The following is a 24,820-nucleotide window of genomic DNA, read 5'->3' as shown; positions in this document are numbered from 1 at the left end:
TTACTAACAATGCTGACATTAATTTACTTGAAAAACGTTTCACGGTTTTCCTCCTAATATAAATCTCAATGGTTTTTGTATAATAAATACTTCTTCTATAGAAGTATATCATATGAGTTCAATTTTAGGTACAAAAAAAATTAAATAATTTCAAATAATTAATTAATTAACAATTAAAACTTGACCTTTTTAGACCATAAATTCTCCATTGCCCTCAAATTTTGATAATTTACATTACCACTTAATATATACTATACCTTTCTTTGTATTTAATATCAATATTTATTTTTACACAAATTATTTTATTAAAAAAAATAAACCAGAGAAAAAACCCCTGGTTTTAAAACTTATAAATTTATAAAAATTACATTAAGTCTTTAGCTTTTCTTGCAGTGTTACCACTTTTTTCACAATAAGCTACGTGACGTAGTCTACCATTTTCGAAAACGCTTTTCATTTTAATTTGACCACCCCAACGACTTGTTAGAACTTGAGCACCTGAACGACGTGCGTTCTTTGAAACATTACCTGCCATATGGTTATTCCTCCATTAAGATTCTTTAATATGGGACTTAAAATAACACTTACTTATATAAAAGTCAAATGTATATATATCAATACATTAATTTTTTTTCTTTTTTTCGCTTCTTATGTGACTTAGTAACTTGTTTTTTACTATTTCATTGTCTATATTAGCTTTATGAATAAGATAATTAAATTTTTACGTTCTTTATATTTAATACCTATTTACATTTATAAAGGTGTTATTTCTCCTTATATAGGTGGCTCCTGTATATATTCCCCAACTTGTTCAACCTATTTCGTTCAAGCCGTTACTAAACATGGAATTATAAAAGGAAGTATTTTAGGTATAGTTAGAATATTTAGATGTAGTAGATTTTATTTAGGAGGATACGATCCTGTTCCAGATGAATTTTCCTTTAAAATAATTAAAACAAATAACACAATTTTCAGAAGAAGAAGAAACAAAAAATAAACCAATGTGAAAATATTGTTCACATTGGAATTTTTATTTAATATTTAAAATAAATTAAATTTATAAATAGTTACATGTTTATATTTTTTCTTAGCACGCAAAGTTATGGAAGGAAAATTATCATGATTTGGCGAATCAGGAAAGAATTGTGTTTCAAAACAAATTCCTCCGTTTTTTAATCCAGGAGAACCATCTTTATTAATATCATCATTACTAATAAAATTTCCACTATATAATTGCAATGAAGGCATTGTAGTATATATTTCCATGTTTACTTTAGAACGATTGCATCTAAATTCACCGACTTTTGCAAGTTGTTCTGTAAAAGAATTAAAACAAAGAGTATGATCATAACCACCATCAAGGTGATTAATTCTCTCCCCAATTGTATGAAATTCATTAAAATCAAAGGCAGTTTTCTCAGTACTTAATATATTACCAGTTGGAATTGCAGATTCATCAACTTCAACATATTTATCACATTCAAGTTTTAATTCATGGTCTAATATGGTAGTACTGTAATCTCCACTTAAATTAAAATAACTGTGATTTGTCAAATTTAGAATAGTATCTTTATCACTTAGGCCCTCATAATTAATTACTATTTGACCATCCTTAGTTAAAGAATAAATACAAGATACCTCAACATTTGCAGGAAACCCACCTTCACCATCAAAAGAACTAACTGTAAACTTTAATACAGGATTATCATTTATTACTAATTCTTCACAATCCCATATTTTAAAACAAAAAGAAGAAGAACCACTGTGTAAACAGTTCTCACCTTCATTTTTTTCAATATTATATTCTTTATTATTTAAAATGAATTTTGCATTATGGATTCTATTAGCAACTCTTCCGACACACATACCATAATAGGTTGAACAATTAATATATTCTTCTAAAGTTTTATATCCTAAAACTACATCAATAATTTCATTTTTTATATTAGGAACTTTAAGAGCATGTATTGTAGCTCCTAATGATAAAACTTCTAATGAATAAGGGCCATTACTAATTTTATATTTATAGACCTCTTTTCCTTCTTTTGTTTTTCCAAATAACTCTTTCATTTAATACCTCAAAAAAATAGGTTTGCTTTATCATAACAAACCCATCCATTTAATATTTAATTAACTATTTTTATCTTCACTCTTTAAAACTGCTAAAAAAGCTTGTTGTGGAATTTCTACACTTCCAACCATCTTCATTCTCTTTTTACCTTCTTTTTGTTTTTCTAAGAGTTTTCTTTTTCTAGAAATATCACCACCATAACATTTAGCTGTAACATCTTTTCTATAAGCAGTAATGGTTTCTCTTGAAACTATCTGCCCACCTATTGCAGCCTGAATAGCTATTTTATATTGTTGCTTATGAATTTCTCCTTTAAGTCTTTGACAAACAACCTTACCTCTACTTACAGCATTACCTCTAAATACTAGCTGTGATAGAGCATCAACTTGGTCCCCATTAACTAATATATCTAATCTAACTAAATCAGTTCTTCTATATCCAATAACTTCATAGTCAAAAGAAGCATACCCTCTCGATATTGATTTCAATCTATCATAGAACTCAAAAAGTACTTCAGCTAATGGCATTTCATATTGTAATTCAACTCTTTTTGAATCTAAATAATTCATATTAGTTTGAATACCTCTTTTTTCCATAGCTAAGCCCATAATTGGTCCAATAAACTCACTTGGAGTAATTACATTTGCTCTTATAAAAGGTTCTTCACTATAATCAACTAACATTTGATCTGGATATTCTAATGGATTATCAATTTCAATTATCTCATTATCTTTTTTCAAATGAACTTTATATTCAACAGAAGGAGAAGTAAATACAATTGATAAATTAAACTCTCTCTCAATTCTTTCTTGTATTACTTCTAAATGAAGAAGTCCTAAAAATCCACATCTAAAACCAAAACCTAAAGCTGCAGAAGAGTCTTTTTCATATACTAATGAAGCATCATTTAATTTTAATCTTTCAATTGCATCAAATAATTCTTCATAATCATTAGAATCAACAGGATAAATAGAAGAAAAAACAACTGGTTGAACATCTCTAAATCCATCTAATGGATCTTTTGCAAGATTACTTAACTTAGTAACTGTATCACCAACTCTAATATCTCCAATTTTTTTAATACCTGCAATAAAGTAACCTACATCGCCTGCATGAAGAACTCCAGTCTTAATAAAGCCTAATTGGAAAATACCAACTTCTTCTACTTCATAGTCGACACCACCATGCATAAATCTGATAGTATCACCTTTTTTCATACAACCATCAAAAACTCTACAGTGTACAATAATTCCTCTGTATGGATCATAGTGTGAATCAAAAATTACAGCTTTTAAAGGGTCTTCATCAACTCCACTTGGAGGTGAGATAAACTCAACAATTTGCTCAAATAACGCATCTACACCTTCACCTGTTTTTGCACTAACATTTATTGTCATATCTGAATCAAGACCCAAATCATTATCAATCATTTCTAAACACATTGGAATATTAGCTGAAGGTAAATCAATCTTATTGATTACTGGAATAACTTCTAAATCATGTTCCATTGCTAAATATAAATTTGCAAGAGTTTGTGCTTCAACACCTTGTGATGCATCGACTAATAATAGAGCACCTTCACATGAACTAATTGCCCTTGAAACTTCGTAGCTAAAATCGACATGACCTGGTGTATCAACTAAATTTAATTGATAAGTCTTCCCATCTTTAGCTTTATAAGGAATAGTTACAGCTTGACTTTTTATAGTTATGCCTCTTTCCCTTTCGATATCCATACTATCTAAAACTTGATCTTGAGCAGGTCCTCTTGTATTTATTAACTTTGCTTTCTCAATAAAACGATCGGCCAAGGTAGATTTACCATGGTCGATATGCGCAATAATACAAAAGTTTCTGGTCAAAGAATAATCATGTCCCATATTAATCCTTTATTATTTTAAACTTAATTCGTTTTCAATTGGTTCGAAACCTAAAAGTTCTCTAATTTCAGCATCATCTAAAGTCTCTTTTTCTACTAACTCGTTAGTTAATAAATCCAATTGTTCTCTATGTGTTGTTAAAATATCTCTTGTTTCTTTCAAACAACTATCTAATATTTTTAACATCTCATCATCTATGATTTTTGCTGTAGCTTCACTAAAGTTTTTATGCTGAGCGATTTCACGTCCTAAGAATAAAGGTTCATCTTCATCCCCTAAATTAATAAAACCTAAACTACTCATACCAAATTCAGTAACCATTCTTTTTGCTATATTTGTAGCTTGTTGAATATCGTTAGATGTACCTGTTGTTGTCTCACCATATACAATTTCTTCAGCTACATAACCACCCATAGTTATTTTAATTCTATCTACTAATTTACTTCTAGTCATAGTATAAGCATCTTTTTCAGGTAATGAAATAGTTAAACCCAAAGCTCTACCATGAGGAATAATTGTAACTTTATGAAGTGGATCTACATGATTCAAATAATAGTGTAGTAAAGTATGACCAGCTTCATGATATGCTGTTGCAGTTTTATCTTCAACGCTCATTACTTTAGATTTTTTAGCCACACCTAGCATTACTTTATCTCTTGCAGCTTCAATATTATTCATAGAAACAGTAGTTTTATTTTCTCTAGCAGCAAAGAGAGCAGCTTCATTTATCATGTTTGCTAAATCAGCACCACTACTTCCTGGAGTGGCTCTAGCAATTCTATTTAAATTTACGTCACTTTCAAGTTTTACTTTTTTACAGTGAATTTCTAAAATAGCTTCCCTTTCTTTAATATCTGGCAAATCTACAACAACTTGTCTATCAAATCTACCAGGTCTTAATAAAGCTTGGTCTAATACATCAGGCCTATTTGTTGCAGCCATTACGATAACATTAGAAACAGAATCAAACCCATCCATTTCAACAAGGATTTGGTTCAATGTTTGTTCTCTTTCATCATGTCCACCACCAAGGCCAGCACCACGGGCTCTACCTACAGCATCTAATTCATCAATAAATATTATACAAGGAGCAGCTTTTCTTGCCTGTTCAAATAAATCACGAACACGAGAAGCCCCCATACCTACAAACATTTCTACAAAGTCAGAACCACTTGTATGTAAGAATGAAACTCCAGCTTCACCAGCTACAGCCTTAGCTAATAATGTTTTACCTGTTCCTGGAGGCCCAACTAATAACGCACCTTTAGGAATTTTAGCTCCGATATTATGGAATCTAGAAGGATTTTTTAAAAAGTCAACAACTTCCATCAATTCATTCTTAGCTTCAAGTTGACCTGCAACATCTTTAAAGGTTGTTTTATTTTCATCGGGTTTATATTCTTTAGCTAAATTTTTACCTAAACCACCCATCATTCTTGAATTCATACCATTTGCTTGTCTATACAAAATGACCATAAATCCAATAAATATAATCCAAGGTATGATACTTAAGAAAAGTGAAAGGTATGAAATTTGTTGTTCAGAACCTGAAACAATAATTCCATTTTCGTTTAGTTCATCTAACAGATCTTCATCTAAATATGGAATCATGGTCCTCATTTTTAAATTAGATTGTGTTACAAAAGTAATATCTTGATTAGCTTCAATATCTACAGTAGTAACTTGTCCTGAAGATACATATTGTTTGAAAGTTGTATAAGGAACAGATTGGACACCTGCATTTGCCATTCCATCAAACATTAATATTCCAAAAGTCAATAAAATAAATACAAATACTCCAAAAGATAATCTATTTTTTGGATTCTTAAATGGATTATTTCCATCTTTATTATTATTAGATGAGCCGCCACCTTTTAAACCATTCCAAAAATCATTATTGTTTGGCTTTTTATCGTTATTATTATTCTCATCCATATAAATTTTAACTTTTGCTCTTTCTCTATTTTTTAAAACGTTCACTATATATTCCTTTAAACAATACTATATATTCTAACTGATTTTCCTACAAGAGGATTTTTCACTCTCTTAGCTAATCTATCTCTTCCACCAAGATGTTTTGCAAAAACAGCAACAATCCCATTTTTATCTTCTAGAACAATAACTTGTTTCCTATCTATCTCACTTAATTTCCAGTTTGATAAAAACTTAGATATTTCCACAGTACCATTTTCTACCACTAAAGTATCATCACTTCTTATATTTCTAAGTATTAAAGGGTAATTAATATCTTCATCTGCTATTTTTAAAAGAGTCGAATCATCAAATAGTTTTTTTTCTACAATTAATGTATTATTGTATAACTTTATCTCTTCATCTTTAGGTTCTTCTATTACATAACTAAAATTTGGAATCTCATCATATTTATTAATAACAAAAGTATCATCTTTTATCAATAAATGAATACCTGTAAATACTTGAGTTCCTTCTTTTATTTGTTTAATAACATTATCAATATGAACAATCTTTTTGTATGACGGTACTTCATAAGGTTTTATCAATCTTGATAATATATTATATCTTATTATATCTTCTTGTAAAAGATATTGTTTACGATTCACTTTTTTATCAACTATTAAAGAAGTTACTTTATCTTCTGCTAAAGAAACTAATCCTGTAAACAATAAAGCATTTCTATGTACTATTTTTTTTACATCAGGAAATATTGCTTCAACTTTAGGTGAGATTTCTTTTCTTATTCTATTTCTCAAATAATCTGTTTCAGCATTTGTTGAATCTTCACTCCAACTAAAACCAGAAACTTTTAATAACAATTGTAAGTCGTTTTTAGTATATGATAATAACGGTCTTATAATTTTTATTGAATCTTGTTCTCGATACTCTTTAATACAAGTTAATGATAATAAAGATGAACCGTTAAAACTTCTCATAATCATTGTTTCAAGTTGATCATCAATTGTATGTGCTGTAGAAATAGCATAAATATTATTTTCTTTACAATAGTCAACTAAATATTTATATCTTAAAAATCTTGCAGCATCTTCAATACCATTTTTTCTTACTTTTTCAGATTCTATTACTTCACCTTTAGCTAAGATAATTTCTTTATATTCAACACCAATAGATAAACAATTTTGTTTATTTTTTTCAGATTCAATTAGAAGTTCTTGGTCACTTCTTAATCCGTGATTAACATAAATAGCAACTAAGTTTTTATTATCTAAGATTCTAGATAATAAATATAACAAAGCTAAAGAATCACTACCTCCTGAAAAGGCTACAGCAATTTTCTTATCTTTTAAATCAGGGTATTTTTCAAAATATTCTGAGATTTGTTTCATAGAACCACCTAATATAGTAATAATAAAAATATGACTAGAAAAAAAGTAATCGTCAAGAAAAATGCCATAAAAGGTTTATCTTTTACAACTTTACTTAATCTTAACGTTATATTTTTGCATTACTTTTTCAATAGGTACATTATTAATTATATCTATTAAGGCATTATTAGCTTTTTCAATTCCTTGATTAAACAATTCTTTATTCTCTTCTACACCTAATACATGATCAACAATACTTTCATTAGATTTAGGTCGATTAATACCAACATAAATTCTTATAAAATTTCTTTCACCATCTAAATTTTTAATTATACTTTTTAAACCATTATGACCTGCATCTCCACCACCTTTTTTTATTCTAATATAAGAAAGTGGTAAATCCATTTGATCACAAATTACAATAATATCTTCTGTTTTTATATTTTTAAAATTCTTTAATATATTTCCGCTATTATTCATATATGTTAATGGTTTAATTAACAAATAGTCATTATCTTCTTTTTTTAATTTTGCTCTCTGGTATAAACGAAAACAGCGCTTCTTCATATTTACATGAAAAAACGCTGCACATAATTCTATAACTTTAAATCCACAATTATGTCTTGTTTCTTTATACTCAGATCCAGGATTCCCTAGCCCAAGTATTAATTTCATAGAACTATTCCTCGGTTGATGCTACTTCATCATCAGATTCTTCTGATTCAACTTTTTCACTCTTAGGAGCTTTAACAGTTGCAACAGTAACATCGCCATCAGTTAAAATAGTAATTTCATCAGAAACTACAATATCTTTAACAGATAAGTGACCGTTTAAATCAATTTCTGAAACATCAACTTTAATGTCTGAAGGTAAGTCTTTTGGTAGACATTCTACTTCAACTTCATGTAATACAACATCTAAGATACCGCTTTTTTTACATCCAATAGGATTTCCTTCTGTTGATAGAGGAACAAATGCATGTAATTTTTCACCACGAACAACTTCATAGAAGTCAACATGATAAATAGTATCAGTCATTACATTTTCTTGGAAAGATTTTACTAATACTTCATGTTCTGCACCATCAATTTTTAAAGTGATAAGTGTTGATTCTGAAATTGTGTTAATAGCTAAAGTAAATGAATGGCCATCAATTACAATATGCATAGGTTTTGTTTTACTACCATATACAACAGCAGGGATTTTTCCAGCACGTAATAAACGTCTAGAACCAGCGCTTCCGAAATCGGAAGTACGAAGAGTTGCTTCAAAAACATGTTTTGACATAATTTTCTCCTAATACTCTCATTGGATTATTTCCAATTACCATGGGATAATGAACACATAAGTGTCTAAGGTATACTACTGTTATAGTGATTTAGGGTCAAGTAAAGGAAGGGAAAAACATAAAAAAAACCTGCTAATAATAGCAGGTTTAGGCTGGGAAGGAGGGACTCGAACCCCCGGTGCCGGCACCAAAAACCAGAGCCTTAACCGCTTGGCGACTTCCCAACAACACGAGGTAAACTACAATAATTTTAAAAATTTGTCTAGCACTTTTTTAAAAAAAGTTACTTTTTTTTATATTTTTTATTTATTCCTCATTATTTTCTTTAGAATAAGCCTCTAAAATTTCATCTTGTAACTTATTCCTAAATTGACTATTTATAGGATGCACAATATCCTTATATTCATTATTTGCGGTCAAACGAGCTGGCATTGCTATGAACAAACCATTTTTACTTTCAATAACTTTAATATTGTGTACTACAAATTCATTATCAAAGGTTACTGTAGCATAAGCTTTTAACTTACTTTCACCATTAACTGTACGAATCCTAACCTCCGTTATCTTCATTTTAAACTCCTTTTGTGTGTCTCATGTATAAACATTATATTAGATATTTGAGAAAAAACAACTCTTATAATATATATTATTCTTAATTTGTTGATTAAGAGTAAATTTATTATAACATTTTGGAAAATTGTTACATACAATAAAACACGTAGAACCAGAGCCACTTAAGTGGACAAATTCATCATCTAAAATATTTAAACTCTTCAATATTTCACTATTTATTACTAGTTCAAAGTCATTAAAAAATGAATTTTTCCATGATTCTACACCTTTATAAAAAGCATTTATTAACGTTTGTTTATTAATAAAAGGTTGTCTTTTTATATTATCTAATTTATCAAATGCACCTTTAGTACTTACTCCTATTTGTGGTTTATATAATTGAATTTCATAATCAAATTTTGCATCTAATTTTGTAATTATTTCTCCTTGTCCTTCAACATAAGCAAAAGTTGTATCATGAAGAAAAAAAGGAACATCAGATCCAATCATCAAACCTATTTTTAATAAAGTTTTTTCACTTAAAGCATAATCACAAAACATCTCATTAATAGTTTTTAGAGTATATGCTGCATTACTTGAGCCGCCCCCAAGTCCTGCTTTTATTGGTATATTTTTTTCAATATTAACATTTACTTCTAAATTATGTTTAGTATATTCACACCACAATCTAATAGCTTTTGTAATAGTATCTTCACCAATTAATTCACAATTATCTAACCCCTCTATATTTATCTTTAAAGTTTTACTCTCTTTTGCTTCAATTTTAATCAAATCAAACAAACTTATTTTTGCAAAAATTGATTGAAGATTATGAAAACCATCTTCTCTTTTAGGACCAACGGCTAAATGCAAATTAATCTTAGCAAAAGATTTTACTTCCTTTTTCATAAACTTACTCCATTCTCTATCAACTGTGCTTCTACTTTTTCCTTCCATCCATTATTAGCTAAAGGTGATGCAGGAGAAGGATGTAAAATTGAAAAATATGGTATTTTATCATTCTTTAATTTTTTTTCAGCATATTTTCCAATTCCAATAAGCTTTTCACATTCTAATAAATCAATTGATTGTATTAAATATTCATCACAAACTCTATCTAATGATAATCTTGTTTCTTTTTTCAACTTATTAGGAGTTATATTTTTTGCTGTTTTGATAGGAGAAATAAATAGAAGAGGACAATAATTAGCTATATATATATTATTCTTCATTTCCCTTGGATTTGGATAATAAGTTTTAATCAAATCCCACAAGCGAAGTCCACTTATTTCACTTCTTTTTATATTTAACCCTTCGACCTTTCTATTTGGATGTTCTCTTATAGGTGAAAAAATGGGTTTATCGATTTTTAAATATTCTTTAACAGTATTTATTTCCCCAAAAGGTATACCATTTTGTGCCATACCAAATGGACCAGGGTTCATTCCTAGAAAAAAATACTTTGTAGGAGAATCAACATATTTTCTTATATATTCAAAAAACATTTCTTTTGCATATACTAAAGGATTATAAATATATAAATCTTCATCTATTTCATCTTTTACTTTCTCTATTTCATAGGTAAAGTCTTTGGTTAGATTAATTAATTTCTCTGATACTTTTTTACTCATAGCTTAAATATATGCTACTTTTTTTATTAATTAAAGATATTTACATTTACTATTTCATTTTTTACCACTAGCTTATTTTGATACCTTAATATAAAATGCACACTATGGAAAAAAAAATTAATTTAAAAGGAATTATTTTTGATAAAGATGGTACTCTTTTTGATTATTCCTCAGTATGGCATGATGTTATTGTAAAATCAGTAGATAAAGCATTTCGTACCTCTAATTCAAAAAGAAATAATAAAAGAAAGAAAGATTTTATTAAACTATTAGGATTAGATGAAAATGGTACAACTAATGCTAAAGGTGTTATTTTTTCCCATGGTAAATACAATATTACAAAAAAAGGTCTTTGGTTTTGCCTATCTAATTTAATTTTACCATCTACTTTAATTAAGATTTCTATTAAAATACAAGAATATAATAATATATTCATTGAAGAAAAAATCAAATCTATGGATTTTTCTAAACAAGCTAAAATATTTAAAGAGTTAAAAGAGTTAGGTTATAAAATCGCTGTAGTAACAGTCGATAATAGAACATCTGCTAATTTATTTATAAAACATATGGGTATTGAACAATATGTAGATTATGTATCAACAAAAGATGACGAATTTAAAAACAAACCTAAACCTGATTCTTTTATTCATTTCTGTGATATGTTCAACTTACAACCTGAAGAAGTTGCAATGGTAGGTGATACTTTAACAGATATGAGATATGCAAGAAATAGCAATGCTGGATATATTGTAGGATTGCTTTGGGGATCTAATGATTATCCTAATTTAAAAAAATATTCTAACGCAATTTATCCTGATTTATTCCATTTAAAAAAAGACAAGACAATTTTCAAATAATTAGTGGCATACTATTCTATTTATTTTATTACCATGTAAAAAATTATAGCTATATATTTTTTTATTGACAAAATACATAAATATTGTCAATATGATATTTATCATATATATAAAGGAATTATTATGGAACATTCATGGAAAAGATACTTAGATCCTTATAGAGGAAAATTATTTGAAGGAGAATGGCCAACCTTATCTCAAATTTTTCAAATGACTTTAGACAAATTTCCAGATAGAATTTGTTTTACAAAGTTTACCCCTAATCGTTTCTCATTAACTTATAAAGAAGTTTATGAATATTTAATCAATATAAGTTCATATCTTAGAGAAAATGGTTTAGAAAAAGGTGATAAAGTAGCAATTAATGGTAAAAATAGTATTGAATGGGCAATTGCTTATATGAGTATTAACTTTGCCGGTGGTGTTGTTGTTCCATTAGATAATCAATTAACAAACAAAAAAGTTAAAGACTTATCTCAATATAGTGATTGTAAATTTTTTCTAGCTGATAAAAATATTTTAGAATCTCTTGATAAAACATTTCCAGAATATCTTAAATCTTTTAAATTATGTTTAACCCTTCAAGGTAAGAGTGAACAATATCAATCAATGTTGAGTGTAAAACCAAAAACAGTTTTAGAAATAGTTAAAGGTAATGAAGATGATGTTGCAGCAATTCTATTTACAAGTGGTACAACAGGTAATGAGAAAGGGGCTGTATTAACTCAAAAAAATATTGTAAGTGATTTATATCAAGCAAAAGATGATCAATTTTTACAACTAGATGAAAATGATATATTATATGCACTTCTACCTCTTCATCACAGCTATTGCTGTACAGCGGTTTTACTTGTTTCAATTGCTTTTGGTTGTGAATGTGTTTTTGGACATGGCATAATCGTTTCTAGAATGGTAAATGATTTAACAAGAGGAAAAGTCACAGTCTTTATGGGAATTCCTCTACTTTATAACAAATTATTAGCAGGTATGATGAAAGGGGTTAAAAAGAAAGGCTTTATGACTAACGCATTAATTCATTTCTTAATGTTTGTTAATGGATTCTGTAAAAAATACTTTAACAAAAATCCTCTTAGAAATTTCTTTAATAAGAAGTTGTTATCTAAGGTTGGTTTCGCTCATAACAGAATATTAATTTGTGGAGCAGGCCCTCTATCTCCAAAAGTATTTAAACAGTATCAACAACTTGGATTAGATTTTATCCAAGGATATGGACTAACTGAAACAAGCCCTATTTTAGCGCTCAATCCTACTTCTAAATTTAAAATAGAATCAGTTGGTAAAATATTCCCTCTAGTTGATGCTAAAATTGATAATCCTGACTCATCAGGAGTTGGCGAAATTCTAGTTAAAGGTCCTAACATTTGTCAGGGATATTATAAAGACGAAGAAAATACTAAAAAATTATTTAATGAAGAAGGTTGGTTAAAAACAGGAGATTTAGGCTATCTTGATAGTGATAATTATTTATATCTAAAAGGGAGAGCTAAAAATATTATTGTTACTGAAGGTGGTAAAAATGTTTACCCTGAAGAAATCGAAGATTTATTCCAACTTCACACTCAAGTAGATCAAGTTCTTGTTCGAGGATATCAAGAAAAAAAAGACGTACCAGCTGAGTGCATTGAAGCAGTTATTTATCCAGATCAAGAATATTTTGAAAAGAAAGTTGAAAAAATTGAAGAAGAAATCAATGAAGTAGTTAATTTGGTAAATAAAGAATTAAGTGGATATAAGAAAATAGGGAAAATTACTATTGTAGACAAACCTATGATAATGACAAGTACTAAAAAAATTAAAAGAAATTTGATAGATAAATAAATTTTCTTATTCTTTATTATATTATCTGTAAACTTCTCGACTTTATAGAAAACAAGTGATATCTTACTTGTTATGAATACTTTAATCAAAAATGCAATTATTCTCGATATGACTGAACGTAACAAATCATATCGAGGAGATATTAAAATTGAAAACGGGAAAATCAGTGATAATCCTAATTTTGTAGCAGAGAGAGAAATCGATGCTACAAATATGATTTGTATGCCTTCTTTAATTAATGCTCATACTCATACTTCAATGGGACTAATGAGAAATTATAAAGATACAGCACCTGATTTAATGTCTTGGCTAAACGAAATATTTCCAATCGAAGACAAATTACAACCTGATGATATTTATTGGGCTTCTCAATTAGCTCTAGCTGAAATGATTTCTACCGGTTGTACTGCTTTTAATGACATGTATTTCATGATGGATCAAACATGTGAAGCTCTTCATCAATCAAAAATGAGAGGAACAATAGGTATGACTCTTTTTGGACCACTAAAAGATAACCAAGATAGAATCAAACCAAATACTAAAATTGCTGATAAATACTTAAGCAAATCCAACGGATTAATAAAATTTAATGTTGCACCTCATGCTATTTATACAACACCTTTAGAAACTTATCTCTTTGCAAGAGATTGGTTATTAGAAAGAGGTGGAGATTTGCACACTCATATGAGTGAAACCATGACTGAAGTAAATAACTGTGTAAAAGAATTCGGTGAAACACCATTAATGTATCTTGAAAAAAACGGCGCCCTTAAGGATATTAAATCTGTACTAGCACATGGAGTATATTTAACGGATGAAGAAGTTAAATTATGTGTTGATAAGAATATGAGTGTTGTCCATAATCCAAGTAGTAATTGTAAACTTGCTAGTGGAATAGCCCCTATATCAAAATTCAGAAAAGCTGGAGTTAATGTATCTATGGGAACAGATGGAGCTTCTTCTAATAATAATTTAAATATGATGGAAGAAATGCATCTTTCAGCAATGTTAAGTTGTGTTTCAACAATGGACCCTATTGCTAACACTCCTTATGATATTATTAAAATGGCTACAACAAATGGAGCAAGAGCTCTATCTATTGATGATAAAGTTGGTACAATTGAAGTTGGAAAAGATGCAGATATTATACTAATTGATACAAATAAGCCTCACCTTACCCCAATAAACGATCCATTCTCTGCTGTAGTATATAGTGCTCAAGGCAGTGATGTAGATACTGTTTTCTGTAAAGGTGAAATGTTAATGCAAAACAGAAAATTATTAACAATTGACGTTGATTTAGTTATGAAGAATACAAAAAATCAATGGGAAAAATTACTAAAAAGATAAAAGGATGACAAATGAAAGAACCATTTAACGCTATTGAATTTAAAAATGATGAATTAATTTTAATTGATCAAAGAGTACTACCTGCAAAATTTGAATATTTTGTAGCTAAAGATTATAAAGATATTGAATTTGCTATAAGAGATATGGTAGTAAGAGGAGCTCCTGCTATTGGCGCAACTGCTGCTTATGGCGTTTATTTAGCTTATAAAGATTTTTCAGACAATGAACAAGCTTTTTTTGATGCTTGTGAATTTATTAATAAATCTAGACCTACTGCTATCAACTTAAAATGGGCAATTGATAGAATGCTAAAAGTATATGAAGCTAATAAAAAAGAAATAAACTTATTAGAAATATTAAAAAATGAAGCTATTAAAGTTCATGAAGAAGATATTGCTACAAATAAACAACTTGGTGAAAATGGACTAGCAGTTGTACCTCAAAATGCAACTATTTTAACACACTGTAATACTGGCGCATTAGCTACAGCTGGATGGGGAACTGCTCTAGGTGTAATAAAAAGTGCTTTTTATGCTAATAAAAATATATTTGTTTATGCAGATGAAACTCGTCCGCGCTTACAAGGAGCTAGATTAACAGCATGGGAATTAGATCAAGCAAAAATTCCTTCTAAGTTAATACCAGATAGTGCAGCTGCAACATTAATTAGAGATGGAAAAATAGATTTAGTAATATTAGGAGCAGATAGAATAGCAACTAATGGAGATGTTTGTAATAAAATTGGAACTTTTGCAGTTTCTGTATTCTGTAAGCAATATGGTATTCCTTTCTACAGCGCAGCTCCTCTATCTACAATAGATTTTAATATTAAAGATGGATCTGAAATTCCAATTGAAGAAAGAGATAAAAATGAAGTTAGATTCGTTGGAGAATCTCAAGTTGCACCTTTAGATATTGATGTATTTAACCCTGCTTTTGATGTAACACCTCACCAAAATGTTACTGGTATCATTACAGAAAAAGGTATTATCTATCCTCCTTTCAAAGAAAACATTCAAAAATTAAAAGAAAAATATATAGATTAGTTTAATCTTTTCTTATTTAACACTCTAACAATTCGGTTAGAGTGTTTTTTTATCAAAATTTTTTTAGTTGTTTTGTAAAATACAACATTTTGTATATTTTTACATTTTTGAAAAAAAAGTATAGCATTATTTTGTTATTATAGTAGTTTTTTGATATATATTACCAAAAATAATAATAATCTTTCAGTATTTTTTTATATATACCTAAAAATATTAATCCAAAAACTACTTTACCATATATTTTTAATTTATTATAATATACAAAAAATTGAATATTTATTCGCTAATAATACAAGGAGCGTATCGTTATGCACAAAGAAACTCAAAAAATTTTGGATTTTGTTATTCAAAAAGATCCAAATCAAAAAGAATTTCATCAAGCTGTTACAACTTTTCTAAATTCTGTAGACTGTGTTGTAGCTGAAGAACCTCAAATAGTTTATCACAAAATTCTTGATAGATTAGTAGAACCTGAAAGAGTAATTACATTTAGAGTTCCATGGATAGATGATAATGGTAATCTACAAATCAACAGAGGATTTAGAGTACAACAAAACAGTGCTTTAGGACCTTATAAAGGTGGTTTAAGATTTCACCCATCTGTAAATCTTTCTATTTTGAGATTCTTAGCTTTTGAACAAGTTTTTAAGAATTCACTAACAGGACTTCCTATGGGTGGTGGTAAAGGTGGAGCAGATTTTGATCCTAAAGGAAAAAGTGATAATGAAGTAATGCGTTTTTGCCAAAGTTTTATGACAGAATTATCAAAACATATTGGTGCTAACACTGACGTACCAGCAGGAGATATGGGAGTTGGTGGTAGAGAAATTGGATACATGTTCGGCCAATATAAAAGATTACAAAATGAAGTAACTGGAGTATTAACAGGTAAAGGACTTTCTTTTGGTGGTTCTTTAATTAGACCTGAAGCAACAGGATATGGTTTAATTTATCTTTCTCAAGCAGTATTAGAAGCAGAAAATGAATGTTTCAAACAAAAAACTTGCTTAGTTTCTGGTTCAGGTAATGTAGCTCAATATACAATTGAAAAAATAACACAATTAGGTGGTAAAGTAATAACTATTAGTGATTCTAGTGGTGTTATTATTGACCATGATGGTATTGATGAAGAAAAACTAGAATGGATAAAAGTTCTAAAAAATGTTCGTAGAGGTAGAATTAGCGAATACATTAAAAAGTATCCTAATGCAACTTACATCGCAAGAACTGGAAATGAAGAATATAATGAACTTTGGAATGTAAAAGCTGATTTAGCATTCCCTTGTGCTGTTCAAAACGAAATAAACTTAAAAGATGCAGAACATATGGTTGCCAACGGAATTAAATTAGTTGGAGAAGGTGCTAATATGCCAACATCTCTTGAAGCTCACCGTTTATTCCAAGCAAAAGGTGTTTTATTCTTACCTGGAAAAGCTGCAAACGCAGGTGGTGTTGCCGTATCTGGTTTAGAAATGAGCCAAAACAGTGGTAGAATTTCTTGGACAAAAGAAGAAGTAGATAAAAAACTTGAACAAATCATGAGAAATATCTACAAACAAATTAGTGAAGCTGCTGACACTTATAGTACTCATAACAATTTCACTGATGGTGCAAATATTGCAGGATTCTTAAAAGTAGCTGACGCAATGCTAGCTCAAGGATATGTATAAAAAATAATTTATTATTTATCAATATTTTGAAAGCTTTCTATTCAGAAAGCTTTCTTTTTTTTTAAAACCTATTGATTTTATTGATAATAAATGATAATTAATATTCATTATCAATAAAGAATAAATAATTGTTTAATTATATCCAATTGTGTGATATTATTAAACTATATTATTAATCAAGGAGAAAAAAATGAAAGAACAAGAATTTTACATTTGCAGACATTGTGGTAACATTGTTTCAAAAATTCGTGATGGTCGTGTTCCTGTTGTTTGCTGTGGAGAGCAAATGGAAAAACTTGAACCAAACAAAGTAGATGCTGCTGGTGAAAAACATGTACCTGTAATTACTGTTGATGGTAACAATGTAACAGTAGAAATTGGTTCAACTCCTCACCCAATGACAGAAAAACATTTAATTTCATGGGTTTATATTCAAACTGAACATGGTGGACAAAGAAAAAATTTACTACCTGGAGACGATCCTGTTGTTAAATTTTCTCTAGCTGATGGTGATAAATTAATTGCAGCTTTTGCATATTGTAATTTACATGATTTATGGGAAACAAAATTATAAGATTTTTTATCTCTAAACATTTAAGGGCTATTGATTTCAATAGCCTTATTTTATTTATTTAAAATAGAATGTAGTATTTGATTTTCATAATGGCCTAGGCTTTCATCACCAAGTGGTTTTTCATCTTTAATATCTAATACTAAAGTTGGTCTATTAGGATTACCTAAACAAACTACTTTATCTCCCATTGTTAAAGCATCTCTTAAATCATGAGTTACAAATAAAGTGGTTCTAGGATCATTATTCCACATCTCTTTAAAAAGCTCTAAAACATCATATTTAGATTTAATATCTAAGCCTTGCATTGGTTCATCCATTAAAATTAAATGTGATGGATAGGCAAAAGCTCTAGCAATAGCAGCACGCTGTCTCATACCACCAGAAAGCTGTAATGGATATTTATCTCGATGTTCTAACAATCCAACTCTTTCTAAATAATAAAAAACAACATCCCGTCTTTCTTTTTTATTAGGAATAGAATTTGATAAAACAACATCCAAATTTCTAAATGTGGTTTGACTTCTTAATAATCTAGGTTCTTGAAATAAATAACTTACATTACCTTTTTCATTTTCATCTTTTAAAATTTTACCAGATATAGGAACTTCAAGGTTTGAAATCAATTTTAATAATGTTGTTTTACCACATCCTGAAGGTCCAACAATTGAGCAAATAGTCTGATTTTGAATTTCAAGATTAAAATTATTAAATATTAACGTATCTTTATAACTAAAGGACAAATTTTTTATTTTCATAAAGCATTTTTCTCCTTTAAGTATCTAGACACTTTTTTAATTGATGATTCAATTAAATTAAATATCAAATCCCCTATTGCAGATAATAAAATGGCAATAAGAGTCCAAGAAAAGACTTCAGCTGTTTCTAATTGGATTTGTGCAAATTGCATTTTAGCACCTACACCAAACTTAGGAATTGTTAAAACTTCTGCGGCTACAACAACTTTCCAAACCATAGATAGAGTTTGTCTTGCGCCTAATGAAAAAGATTTAGCAAGTGTTGGAATGATATAATATTTCAATTTCTGTACTGTAGAAAAACCGTATAAATAGCACATTTGATCCATTTCAAGTTCTAATTGCTCTACTGCGCCTTCCATCATCATATACATTATAGGGAATCCCATTAGAAAAGCAGAAAAAACAGGAACAGTACCTGTTTCAAACCAAATAAATGCTAATAGAATAACACTCATAACAGGGGTTGTTTTTAAGACTGTTAATATTGGTGTAATAAACCAGCCTAAAACTTTATATTTTCCAGCTAAAGTTCCTAAAATTGTAGCTAAAATAACAATAATTAAAAAGCTTTCAAAAGCTCTAATTATTGTTGATAAAACATCATATATAAAATTATCTGAAGCAAACAATTCAAAAAACCTTAACAAAACATCATTTACACCTGGCATTAAAATTTGAGAATCTAATATCATAGATACAAATTGCCATAATAATAATAAAATTATTACTGAAAATATAATTATTAATGTTTTAGTTAAGGTTCTTCTATTTTTTTTCATTATTTATAAATAAAAACCTTCATCAGGTAAACTACCACCAACTGATTTAGGATTAAAATTAAACAATAAATTATAGTATGTTACTACTTCATCTTTTGCTTCTTCTATTGATTCATAAACTAAGTTACAGTTAGGTATAGCAGGAGCTGCCATAGCTGCTGGCATAATGCCAATTTCTTCAATAGTCTCTCCAGCATCACTAGGGTTAGCTAATACAAATTCAACGCTATTTTCATAAGCTTTTAAAATTGCTTTTAATGCAGCAGGATTTTCTTTTGCAAATTCATTTTGAACTACTAAAACTGTCATTGGGTAGTTATTTATAGATGTAGTTGATTCATATAAATCTTGAACATCTAAAACTATTTTTAAATCAGTGTTTTTAGCTAAAACCATAGTAGTAAAAGGTTCAGGAAGAAGAGCAGAAGTTGCTTTATTCGCTATTAATAATTGAGATAATTGAGCTGAAGAAGTAATACTATAATCTAAATCAAAGTCATCAATATCTAAACCATTTTCCCCAATTAGCATACTAGTTAACTGAGCAGGAGTTGAAGATGGTCCACCTGGAACTTGTATAGTATCATTCATCCAAGAGGAAGAATTAGATACAACACTTAACATACCATTACCAATTACAGCAGCTAATTTTAAATCAACACCTTTATTATATAAAATTGCAGCTAAGTTTGTAGGTAAAGCTGCAACATCAACTTCACCATTGGTTAATTTTGCTACAACTTCATTAGGAGATGCGTAAACACTAGTATTAACTAATACATTTGAACCAATTTTGCCATTATCACGTGCAATTTTTGCACTTGAAAAACCAGTTGGTCCAGCCATAACAGCTAGTTCTACATTTACCATGTTAGCTTGATTAGCTTTTTCAAATTCTGCTTGTGCAAAAACTGAAGTTAAAGCTAATGAAAAAATAATACTTAAAACTAATAATTTTTTCTTCATTTTTACCGTCCTTTATAGAAACTATGGCTTTTGTCGTAATTCCTTTATTTTACTATAATTCTAAAAAAGCGTTTTTTTCCAGCTCTTAAGATTAATTCACCTTCATCATCTAACAAATCAATTTTTACAATATACTTTGTATCTGTAATTTTCTGATTATTAATTGATGCACCACCACCTGTTACTAAACGTCTAGCTTCACTATTTGAAGATGCTAAGGATGTAGAAGAATATAAACTTAAAACAGGTATTCCTTCTTCAAGTTTACTTCTTTCGATTTCCATACTTGGCATTCCTTCTCTTTGTTTTAGAGAAGCAGGTGCATTAGAACTAAACATTGCTTTAGCTGCTGTTTTAGCTTTTTCAGCTTCTTCAACACCATGAACAATTTTTGTTTGTTCATATGCTAATCTTGCCTTTGCTTCATTAATATTCACATTTTCTTTTTCATATTCTGCAATTTCTTCTAAACTTAAGAAAGTAAAAAGTTTCATGAATTTAATTACATCAGCATCATTAACATTTCTCCAATATTGATAGAAATCATATGGTGAGAATAATTCAGGATCCAAGAATACTGCACCTTTTTCACTTTTACCCATTTTTTTACCATCAGCTCTAGTAATTAAGTTAAAAGTTAATCCGTAACAATCTTCTCCACCTTTTTTTCTAATTAAATCAATACCACTTACGATATTTCCCCATTGATCATCACCACCAATTTGAAGACGACAACCTTCATTTTGATATAATGTTAAAAAGTCATAGGATTGTAATAATTGATAGTTAAATTCAATAAAAGACAATCCTCTTTCTAATCTTTGTTTATATGATTCAAAAGTTAACATTCTATTTACAGAGAAGTGTTTACCAATATCTCTTAAGAAACTAATGTAATTTAAGTTAGTTAACCAGTCTGCATTATTGAGCATTACAGCTTGACCTTTTTCATCATCTGTTTGCTCACTAAAATCAACAACAGTACCTAATTGTTTTTTAATACTTTCACAGTTTTGTTGAATTTGTTCAGGAGTTAACATTTTTCTCATTTCTGTTTTACCTGAAGGGTCTCCAATCATACCTGTACCACCACCAACTAAAGCAATTGGTAAATGGCCAGCATTTTGTAGATGATGCATTGCAAAAAAAGGAACCATATGTCCAACATGAACACTTTTTCCTGTTGGATCAACTCCAACATAGAATTTAACTTTCTCTTTATCCATCAAATCACTTAAAGCTTCTATATCTGTACAAGCTTTAATAAACCCTCTATCTTGTAAAGTTTGTAAAGCGCTATTCATCTTATTTCCTCTTATAGTTTTTATTAGCTTCTTTAATAGTGCTAACTAAATCTTTTTTATTAACTCTAATTTGTTCCATTGAATCTCTAAATCTTAATGTAACTGTATCATTTTCTTTAGTATCATAATCTAATGTTACACAATAAGGAGTACCAATTTCATCCATTCTTCTATATCTTCTACCAATAGCACCACTTTGATCGTAGAATGTTGCAAAATCACTTCTTAATTCTTTTTCTAGATCTTTTGCCATATCAGCGATACCATCTTTTTTTACTAATGGTAAAACTGCAACTTCAATAGGAGCAATTTCAGGATGGAAATGTAAAACAGTTCTCTTATCTCCATCAAGTTCTTCTTCCTCATATGCATCACAAAGAGCCATTAATACATTACGTGTTAAACCAGCACTTGTTTCAACTACATATGGAATATATCTTTCATTAGTAATTGGATCTTGATAATCTTGTTTTTTACCACTGAATTTTGTGTGTTGAGTTAAATCATAATCTGTTCTGCTATGAACACCTTCTAATTCTTGCCAACCCATTGGGAATAAGAATTGAATATCATAGGCATCTTTAGCATAGAAAGCTAATTCATCGCTACCATGTTGGTGCCATCTTAAGCTATCTTTTCTAATACCCATTTTATCATAGAAATCCATTCTTTGTTCTCTCCAATAAGGGAACCATTTTTCATCTTCACCTGGTTTTACAAAGAATTGCATTTCCATTTGTTCAAATTCACATGAACGGAAAATAAAGTTTTTTGTAGTAATTTCATTTCTAAAAGATTTACCAATTTGAGCAATACCAAAAGGAACTTTTACTCTAGATGAAGCAACAACATTTTTAAAGTTAACATAAATACCTTGAGCTGTTTCAGGTCTTAGATATACTACAGAAGACGCATCTCTGTTTGCACCAATATGAGACTCAAACATCAAGTTAAAGTTTCTAGGTTCAGTAAAACAATCTCTATTTCCACAAACAGGACATGGAGCATTTAAATCAATTTGATCTGCTCTAAAGCGAGATTTACATTCTTTACAGTCAACCATAGGATCACTAAAGTTAGAAACGTGACCACTAGCTTCCCAGACTTTAGAAGCCATAAGGATTGAAGCATCAATACCAACAATATTATCATGAAGTTGAGTCATTTCTTTCCACCAGAAATCTCTGATATTGTTTTTTAATTGTACACCTAATGGACCGTAATCGTAAGCTCCGTTTAATCCACCATATATTTCACTAGATTGGAAAATAAAACCACGTCTCTTACATAATGATACAATCTTATCCATTGTTACTTCAGCCATACTATAATTCTCCCTTTAGCATTTCTATTGCTCTTTCTATTCTTCTATAACATTCTTCTTTGCCTAATAAACTTACAGTATCGTGCATTGGTAGGCTAACTGTACTAGCTGTTAATGCAACTCTTAATGGTGTGAAAACTCCATTAACTTTTACTTCCATTTCTTTAGCAATTTCACATATATTATTCTCAATTTCTTCAAAAGGCTTATTTTCTTCTAAACCTTTTTTAAACACATCATATGCTTTAATTAAAGCAGTAGTTGATGTTTCTAAATCCATTTTCTTTGCTACATACATTTCTTTTTCTGCAAGACCTGGATCAACAAATAAGAATTTTGATAATGCAACAATATCAGATAAAACCTTTAATCTAGGTTTAACACATGGAATTAAATCATTAAGAATAACTTCTTGTTCCTTAGTGATTTCATCATCAACAAAACCTTCTTTTAATAAATAAGGTAATACTTTTATTTTTAATTCTTCATCACTAAGTTTTCTAATATATTGTCCATTAAACCAATCTAACTTCTTATAATCAAATACACCTGGTGCTTTATGAATTTTAGTAATATCAAAAATCTTTTCTAATTCTTCTTTACTAAAGAATTCACTTTTATCATCAAAAGACCAACCAACTAAAGTTACATAGTTCATTAAGGCTTCAGGTAAGTACCCTTTCTCTCTAAATTCTCTCAAACTTGTAGAACCGTGTCTTTTTGATAATTTTTGACCATCTTTACCCATAACCATAGGAAGGTGACAATAAGTTGGAGCTTCCCAACCAAAAGCTTTATATAAAATAATATGCAATGGTCCTGATGGAATCCATTCTTGAGCTCTCATGATATGAGTAATTCCCATCAAGTGATCATCTACAACATTAGCTAAATGGTATGTTGGAAATCCATCACTCTTTAAAAGAACTGGATCTGGTGAAATATCTTTATTTTTTCTTGTTATATCACCCATCAAAACATCATGAAAAGTTGTTTTACCTTCAAGAGGTACACGTAATCTAATAACAGGTTTAATACCTTCTTTTTCATAAGCTTCTCTTTGTTCTTTTGTTAAGTTACTACAATGTCTATCATAACCTTGAATAGAACTCTTACTAGCTTTTTGTTCTTTTCTTACTTTTTCAAGTCTTTCAGGAGTACAATAACAATAATAAGCCATATCTTTTTCTACTAGCATTTTTGCATACTTTTGATATAGATCAAAACGTTCACTTTGAATATATGGACCATAAGGGCCACCAACAACAGGACCTTCATCCCATTTGATGTCTAACCATTCTAAAGTTTGATATAAATCATCTAATGATTCATCACTATATCTTTCTCTATCTGTATCTTCAACTCTAAGTAAAAACTGGCCACCTTGAGCTTTAGCATAGAAATAATTAAATAATGCTGTTCTAACTCCACCGATATGTTGCAATCCTGTAGGAGAAGGTGCATAACGTACTCTAACACTCATAAAATAAAGAGCTCCTTTAACTAAAAACGTTTCATGTAAGATTACTAAAATTTGCTAATTATGGCAACAATTGAAACAACAATATATCTAAAGGTTGCAACAATATTTAAATAATATATCAACTTCTTTTTATTTCTTTAGCATAATA

23 protein-coding genes and 1 tRNA gene are annotated in these 24,820 nt (G+C 29.1%); 7 read left to right on the top strand and 17 right to left on the bottom strand.

Annotated features, from left to right (window positions below):
- Nucleotides 1-364 precede the first annotated feature (364 nt).
- Entirely contained in the window at nt 365-535 is a 171-nt protein-coding gene (locus ACPKM0_RS10170) for a hypothetical protein (RefSeq protein WP_472475621.1), read from the bottom strand.
- A gap of 165 nt (nt 536-700) precedes the next feature.
- Here ACPKM0_RS10170 and yidD point away from each other — a divergent pair, with 165 nt between their 5' ends.
- On the top strand, nt 701-997 hold the full coding sequence (yidD, locus tag ACPKM0_RS10165; RefSeq protein ID WP_472475619.1) for a membrane protein insertion efficiency factor YidD: 297 nt from the start codon (nt 701-703) through the stop codon (nt 995-997).
- A gap of 44 nt (nt 998-1,041) precedes the next feature.
- Here the strand turns inward: yidD and ACPKM0_RS10160 are convergent, their stop codons facing one another.
- From ACPKM0_RS10160 to ACPKM0_RS10115, 10 genes are all read right to left on the bottom strand, one after another.
- Complete coding sequence (locus ACPKM0_RS10160; RefSeq protein WP_472475617.1) at nt 1,042-2,070, bottom strand: aldose epimerase family protein; 1,029 nt, start codon at nt 2,068-2,070, stop codon at nt 1,042-1,044.
- Between the two features lie 60 nt (nt 2,071-2,130).
- The gene (gene lepA / locus ACPKM0_RS10155) at nt 2,131-3,951 is read right to left on the bottom strand and encodes a translation elongation factor 4 (RefSeq protein ID WP_472475616.1); all 1,821 of its coding nucleotides are present in this window, start codon (nt 3,949-3,951) and stop codon (nt 2,131-2,133) included.
- A 12-nt stretch (nt 3,952-3,963) separates the two neighbouring features.
- Nucleotides 3,964-5,886 carry an ATP-dependent zinc metalloprotease FtsH gene (gene ftsH / locus ACPKM0_RS10150; protein WP_472475625.1) on the bottom strand — a complete coding sequence of 641 codons (1,923 nt, stop codon included), beginning with the start codon at nt 5,884-5,886 and terminating at the stop codon, nt 3,964-3,966.
- Between the two features lie 56 nt (nt 5,887-5,942).
- The gene (gene tilS / locus ACPKM0_RS10145) at nt 5,943-7,271 is read right to left on the bottom strand and encodes a tRNA lysidine(34) synthetase TilS (protein ID WP_472475614.1); all 1,329 of its coding nucleotides are present in this window, start codon (nt 7,269-7,271) and stop codon (nt 5,943-5,945) included.
- A gap of 90 nt (nt 7,272-7,361) precedes the next feature.
- Entirely contained in the window at nt 7,362-7,925 is a 564-nt protein-coding gene (gene pth / locus ACPKM0_RS10140; protein ID WP_472475612.1) for an aminoacyl-tRNA hydrolase, read from the bottom strand.
- A gap of 4 nt (nt 7,926-7,929) precedes the next feature.
- Complete coding sequence (locus ACPKM0_RS10135; protein WP_472475610.1) at nt 7,930-8,538, bottom strand: 50S ribosomal protein L25; 609 nt, start codon at nt 8,536-8,538, stop codon at nt 7,930-7,932.
- A 153-nt stretch (nt 8,539-8,691) separates the two neighbouring features.
- Nucleotides 8,692-8,763, bottom strand: a tRNA-Gln gene (locus ACPKM0_RS10130).
- Nucleotides 8,764-8,845: 82 nt separating this feature from the next.
- Nucleotides 8,846-9,109 (bottom strand): septation regulator SpoVG, encoded by a 264-nt coding sequence (gene spoVG / locus ACPKM0_RS10125; RefSeq protein ID WP_472475608.1) that lies wholly within the window; start codon nt 9,107-9,109, stop codon nt 8,846-8,848.
- Nucleotides 9,110-9,148: 39 nt separating this feature from the next.
- Complete coding sequence (gene ispE, locus ACPKM0_RS10120; RefSeq protein WP_472475606.1) at nt 9,149-10,000, bottom strand: 4-(cytidine 5'-diphospho)-2-C-methyl-D-erythritol kinase; 852 nt, start codon at nt 9,998-10,000, stop codon at nt 9,149-9,151.
- The gene (locus tag ACPKM0_RS10115; protein ID WP_472475604.1) at nt 9,997-10,722 is read right to left on the bottom strand and encodes a uracil-DNA glycosylase family protein; all 726 of its coding nucleotides are present in this window, start codon (nt 10,720-10,722) and stop codon (nt 9,997-9,999) included. The genes ispE and ACPKM0_RS10115 overlap by 4 nt, the downstream gene beginning before the upstream one ends.
- A 104-nt stretch (nt 10,723-10,826) precedes the next feature.
- On the opposite strand from ACPKM0_RS10115, the gene ACPKM0_RS10110 reads away from it, so the two are divergent.
- The 6 genes from ACPKM0_RS10110 to ACPKM0_RS10085 all read left to right on the top strand — a co-directional run bounded on the left by ACPKM0_RS10110 (nt 10,827) and on the right by ACPKM0_RS10085 (nt 18,058).
- Nucleotides 10,827-11,579 carry an HAD family hydrolase gene (locus ACPKM0_RS10110; protein WP_472475602.1) on the top strand — a complete coding sequence of 251 codons (753 nt, stop codon included), beginning with the start codon at nt 10,827-10,829 and terminating at the stop codon, nt 11,577-11,579.
- Between the two features lie 123 nt (nt 11,580-11,702).
- Nucleotides 11,703-13,418: an AMP-binding protein gene (locus tag ACPKM0_RS10105; protein ID WP_472475600.1), complete on the top strand. Its 1,716-nt coding sequence runs from the start codon at nt 11,703-11,705 to the stop codon at nt 13,416-13,418.
- 72 nt (nt 13,419-13,490) lie between these two features.
- On the top strand, nt 13,491-14,768 hold the full coding sequence (locus ACPKM0_RS10100) for an amidohydrolase (protein WP_472475598.1): 1,278 nt from the start codon (nt 13,491-13,493) through the stop codon (nt 14,766-14,768).
- Between the two features lie 11 nt (nt 14,769-14,779).
- Nucleotides 14,780-15,814 carry an S-methyl-5-thioribose-1-phosphate isomerase gene (gene mtnA, locus ACPKM0_RS10095; RefSeq protein ID WP_472475596.1) on the top strand — a complete coding sequence of 345 codons (1,035 nt, stop codon included), beginning with the start codon at nt 14,780-14,782 and terminating at the stop codon, nt 15,812-15,814.
- A 308-nt stretch (nt 15,815-16,122) separates the two neighbouring features.
- Entirely contained in the window at nt 16,123-17,484 is a 1,362-nt protein-coding gene (gene gdhA, locus ACPKM0_RS10090; protein ID WP_472475595.1) for an NADP-specific glutamate dehydrogenase, read from the top strand.
- Between the two features lie 190 nt (nt 17,485-17,674).
- A complete protein-coding gene (locus ACPKM0_RS10085; protein ID WP_472475594.1) occupies nt 17,675-18,058 on the top strand; it encodes a desulfoferrodoxin family protein in 384 nt (127 codons plus the stop codon).
- A gap of 50 nt (nt 18,059-18,108) precedes the next feature.
- Here ACPKM0_RS10085 and ACPKM0_RS10080 read toward each other — a convergent pair whose 3' ends face one another.
- From ACPKM0_RS10080 to gltX, 6 genes are read right to left on the bottom strand one after another with little or no spacing between them, the layout of a single operon-like run.
- Nucleotides 18,109-18,813, bottom strand: coding sequence for an ABC transporter ATP-binding protein (locus ACPKM0_RS10080; protein ID WP_472475592.1), 705 nt, complete (start codon nt 18,811-18,813; stop codon nt 18,109-18,111).
- Nucleotides 18,810-19,595: an ABC transporter permease gene (locus ACPKM0_RS10075; RefSeq protein ID WP_472475590.1), complete on the bottom strand. Its 786-nt coding sequence runs from the start codon at nt 19,593-19,595 to the stop codon at nt 18,810-18,812. Before ACPKM0_RS10075 ends, ACPKM0_RS10080 begins: the two co-directional genes overlap by 4 nt.
- Before the next feature lie 3 nt (nt 19,596-19,598).
- Nucleotides 19,599-20,561 carry an ABC transporter substrate-binding protein gene (locus ACPKM0_RS10070; RefSeq protein ID WP_472475589.1) on the bottom strand — a complete coding sequence of 321 codons (963 nt, stop codon included), beginning with the start codon at nt 20,559-20,561 and terminating at the stop codon, nt 19,599-19,601.
- 44 nt (nt 20,562-20,605) lie between these two features.
- A complete protein-coding gene (tyrS, locus tag ACPKM0_RS10065) occupies nt 20,606-21,865 on the bottom strand; it encodes a tyrosine--tRNA ligase (protein WP_472475588.1) in 1,260 nt (419 codons plus the stop codon).
- Between the two features lies 1 nt (nt 21,866).
- Nucleotides 21,867-23,189, bottom strand: a complete 1,323-nt coding sequence (locus tag ACPKM0_RS10060; RefSeq protein WP_472475587.1) for a glycine--tRNA ligase — start codon at nt 23,187-23,189, stop codon at nt 21,867-21,869.
- A gap of 1 nt (nt 23,190) precedes the next feature.
- Nucleotides 23,191-24,672, bottom strand: a complete 1,482-nt coding sequence (gene gltX, locus ACPKM0_RS10055) for a glutamate--tRNA ligase (protein ID WP_472475585.1) — start codon at nt 24,670-24,672, stop codon at nt 23,191-23,193.
- Nucleotides 24,673-24,820: the final 148 nt, after the last annotated feature.

It is taken from the genome of Pleomorphochaeta sp. (assembly GCF_050031695.1).
GTDB lineage: Bacteria > Spirochaetota > Spirochaetia > Sphaerochaetales > Sphaerochaetaceae > Pleomorphochaeta.
This window is presented reverse-complemented; position numbering and strand designations above follow the sequence as displayed.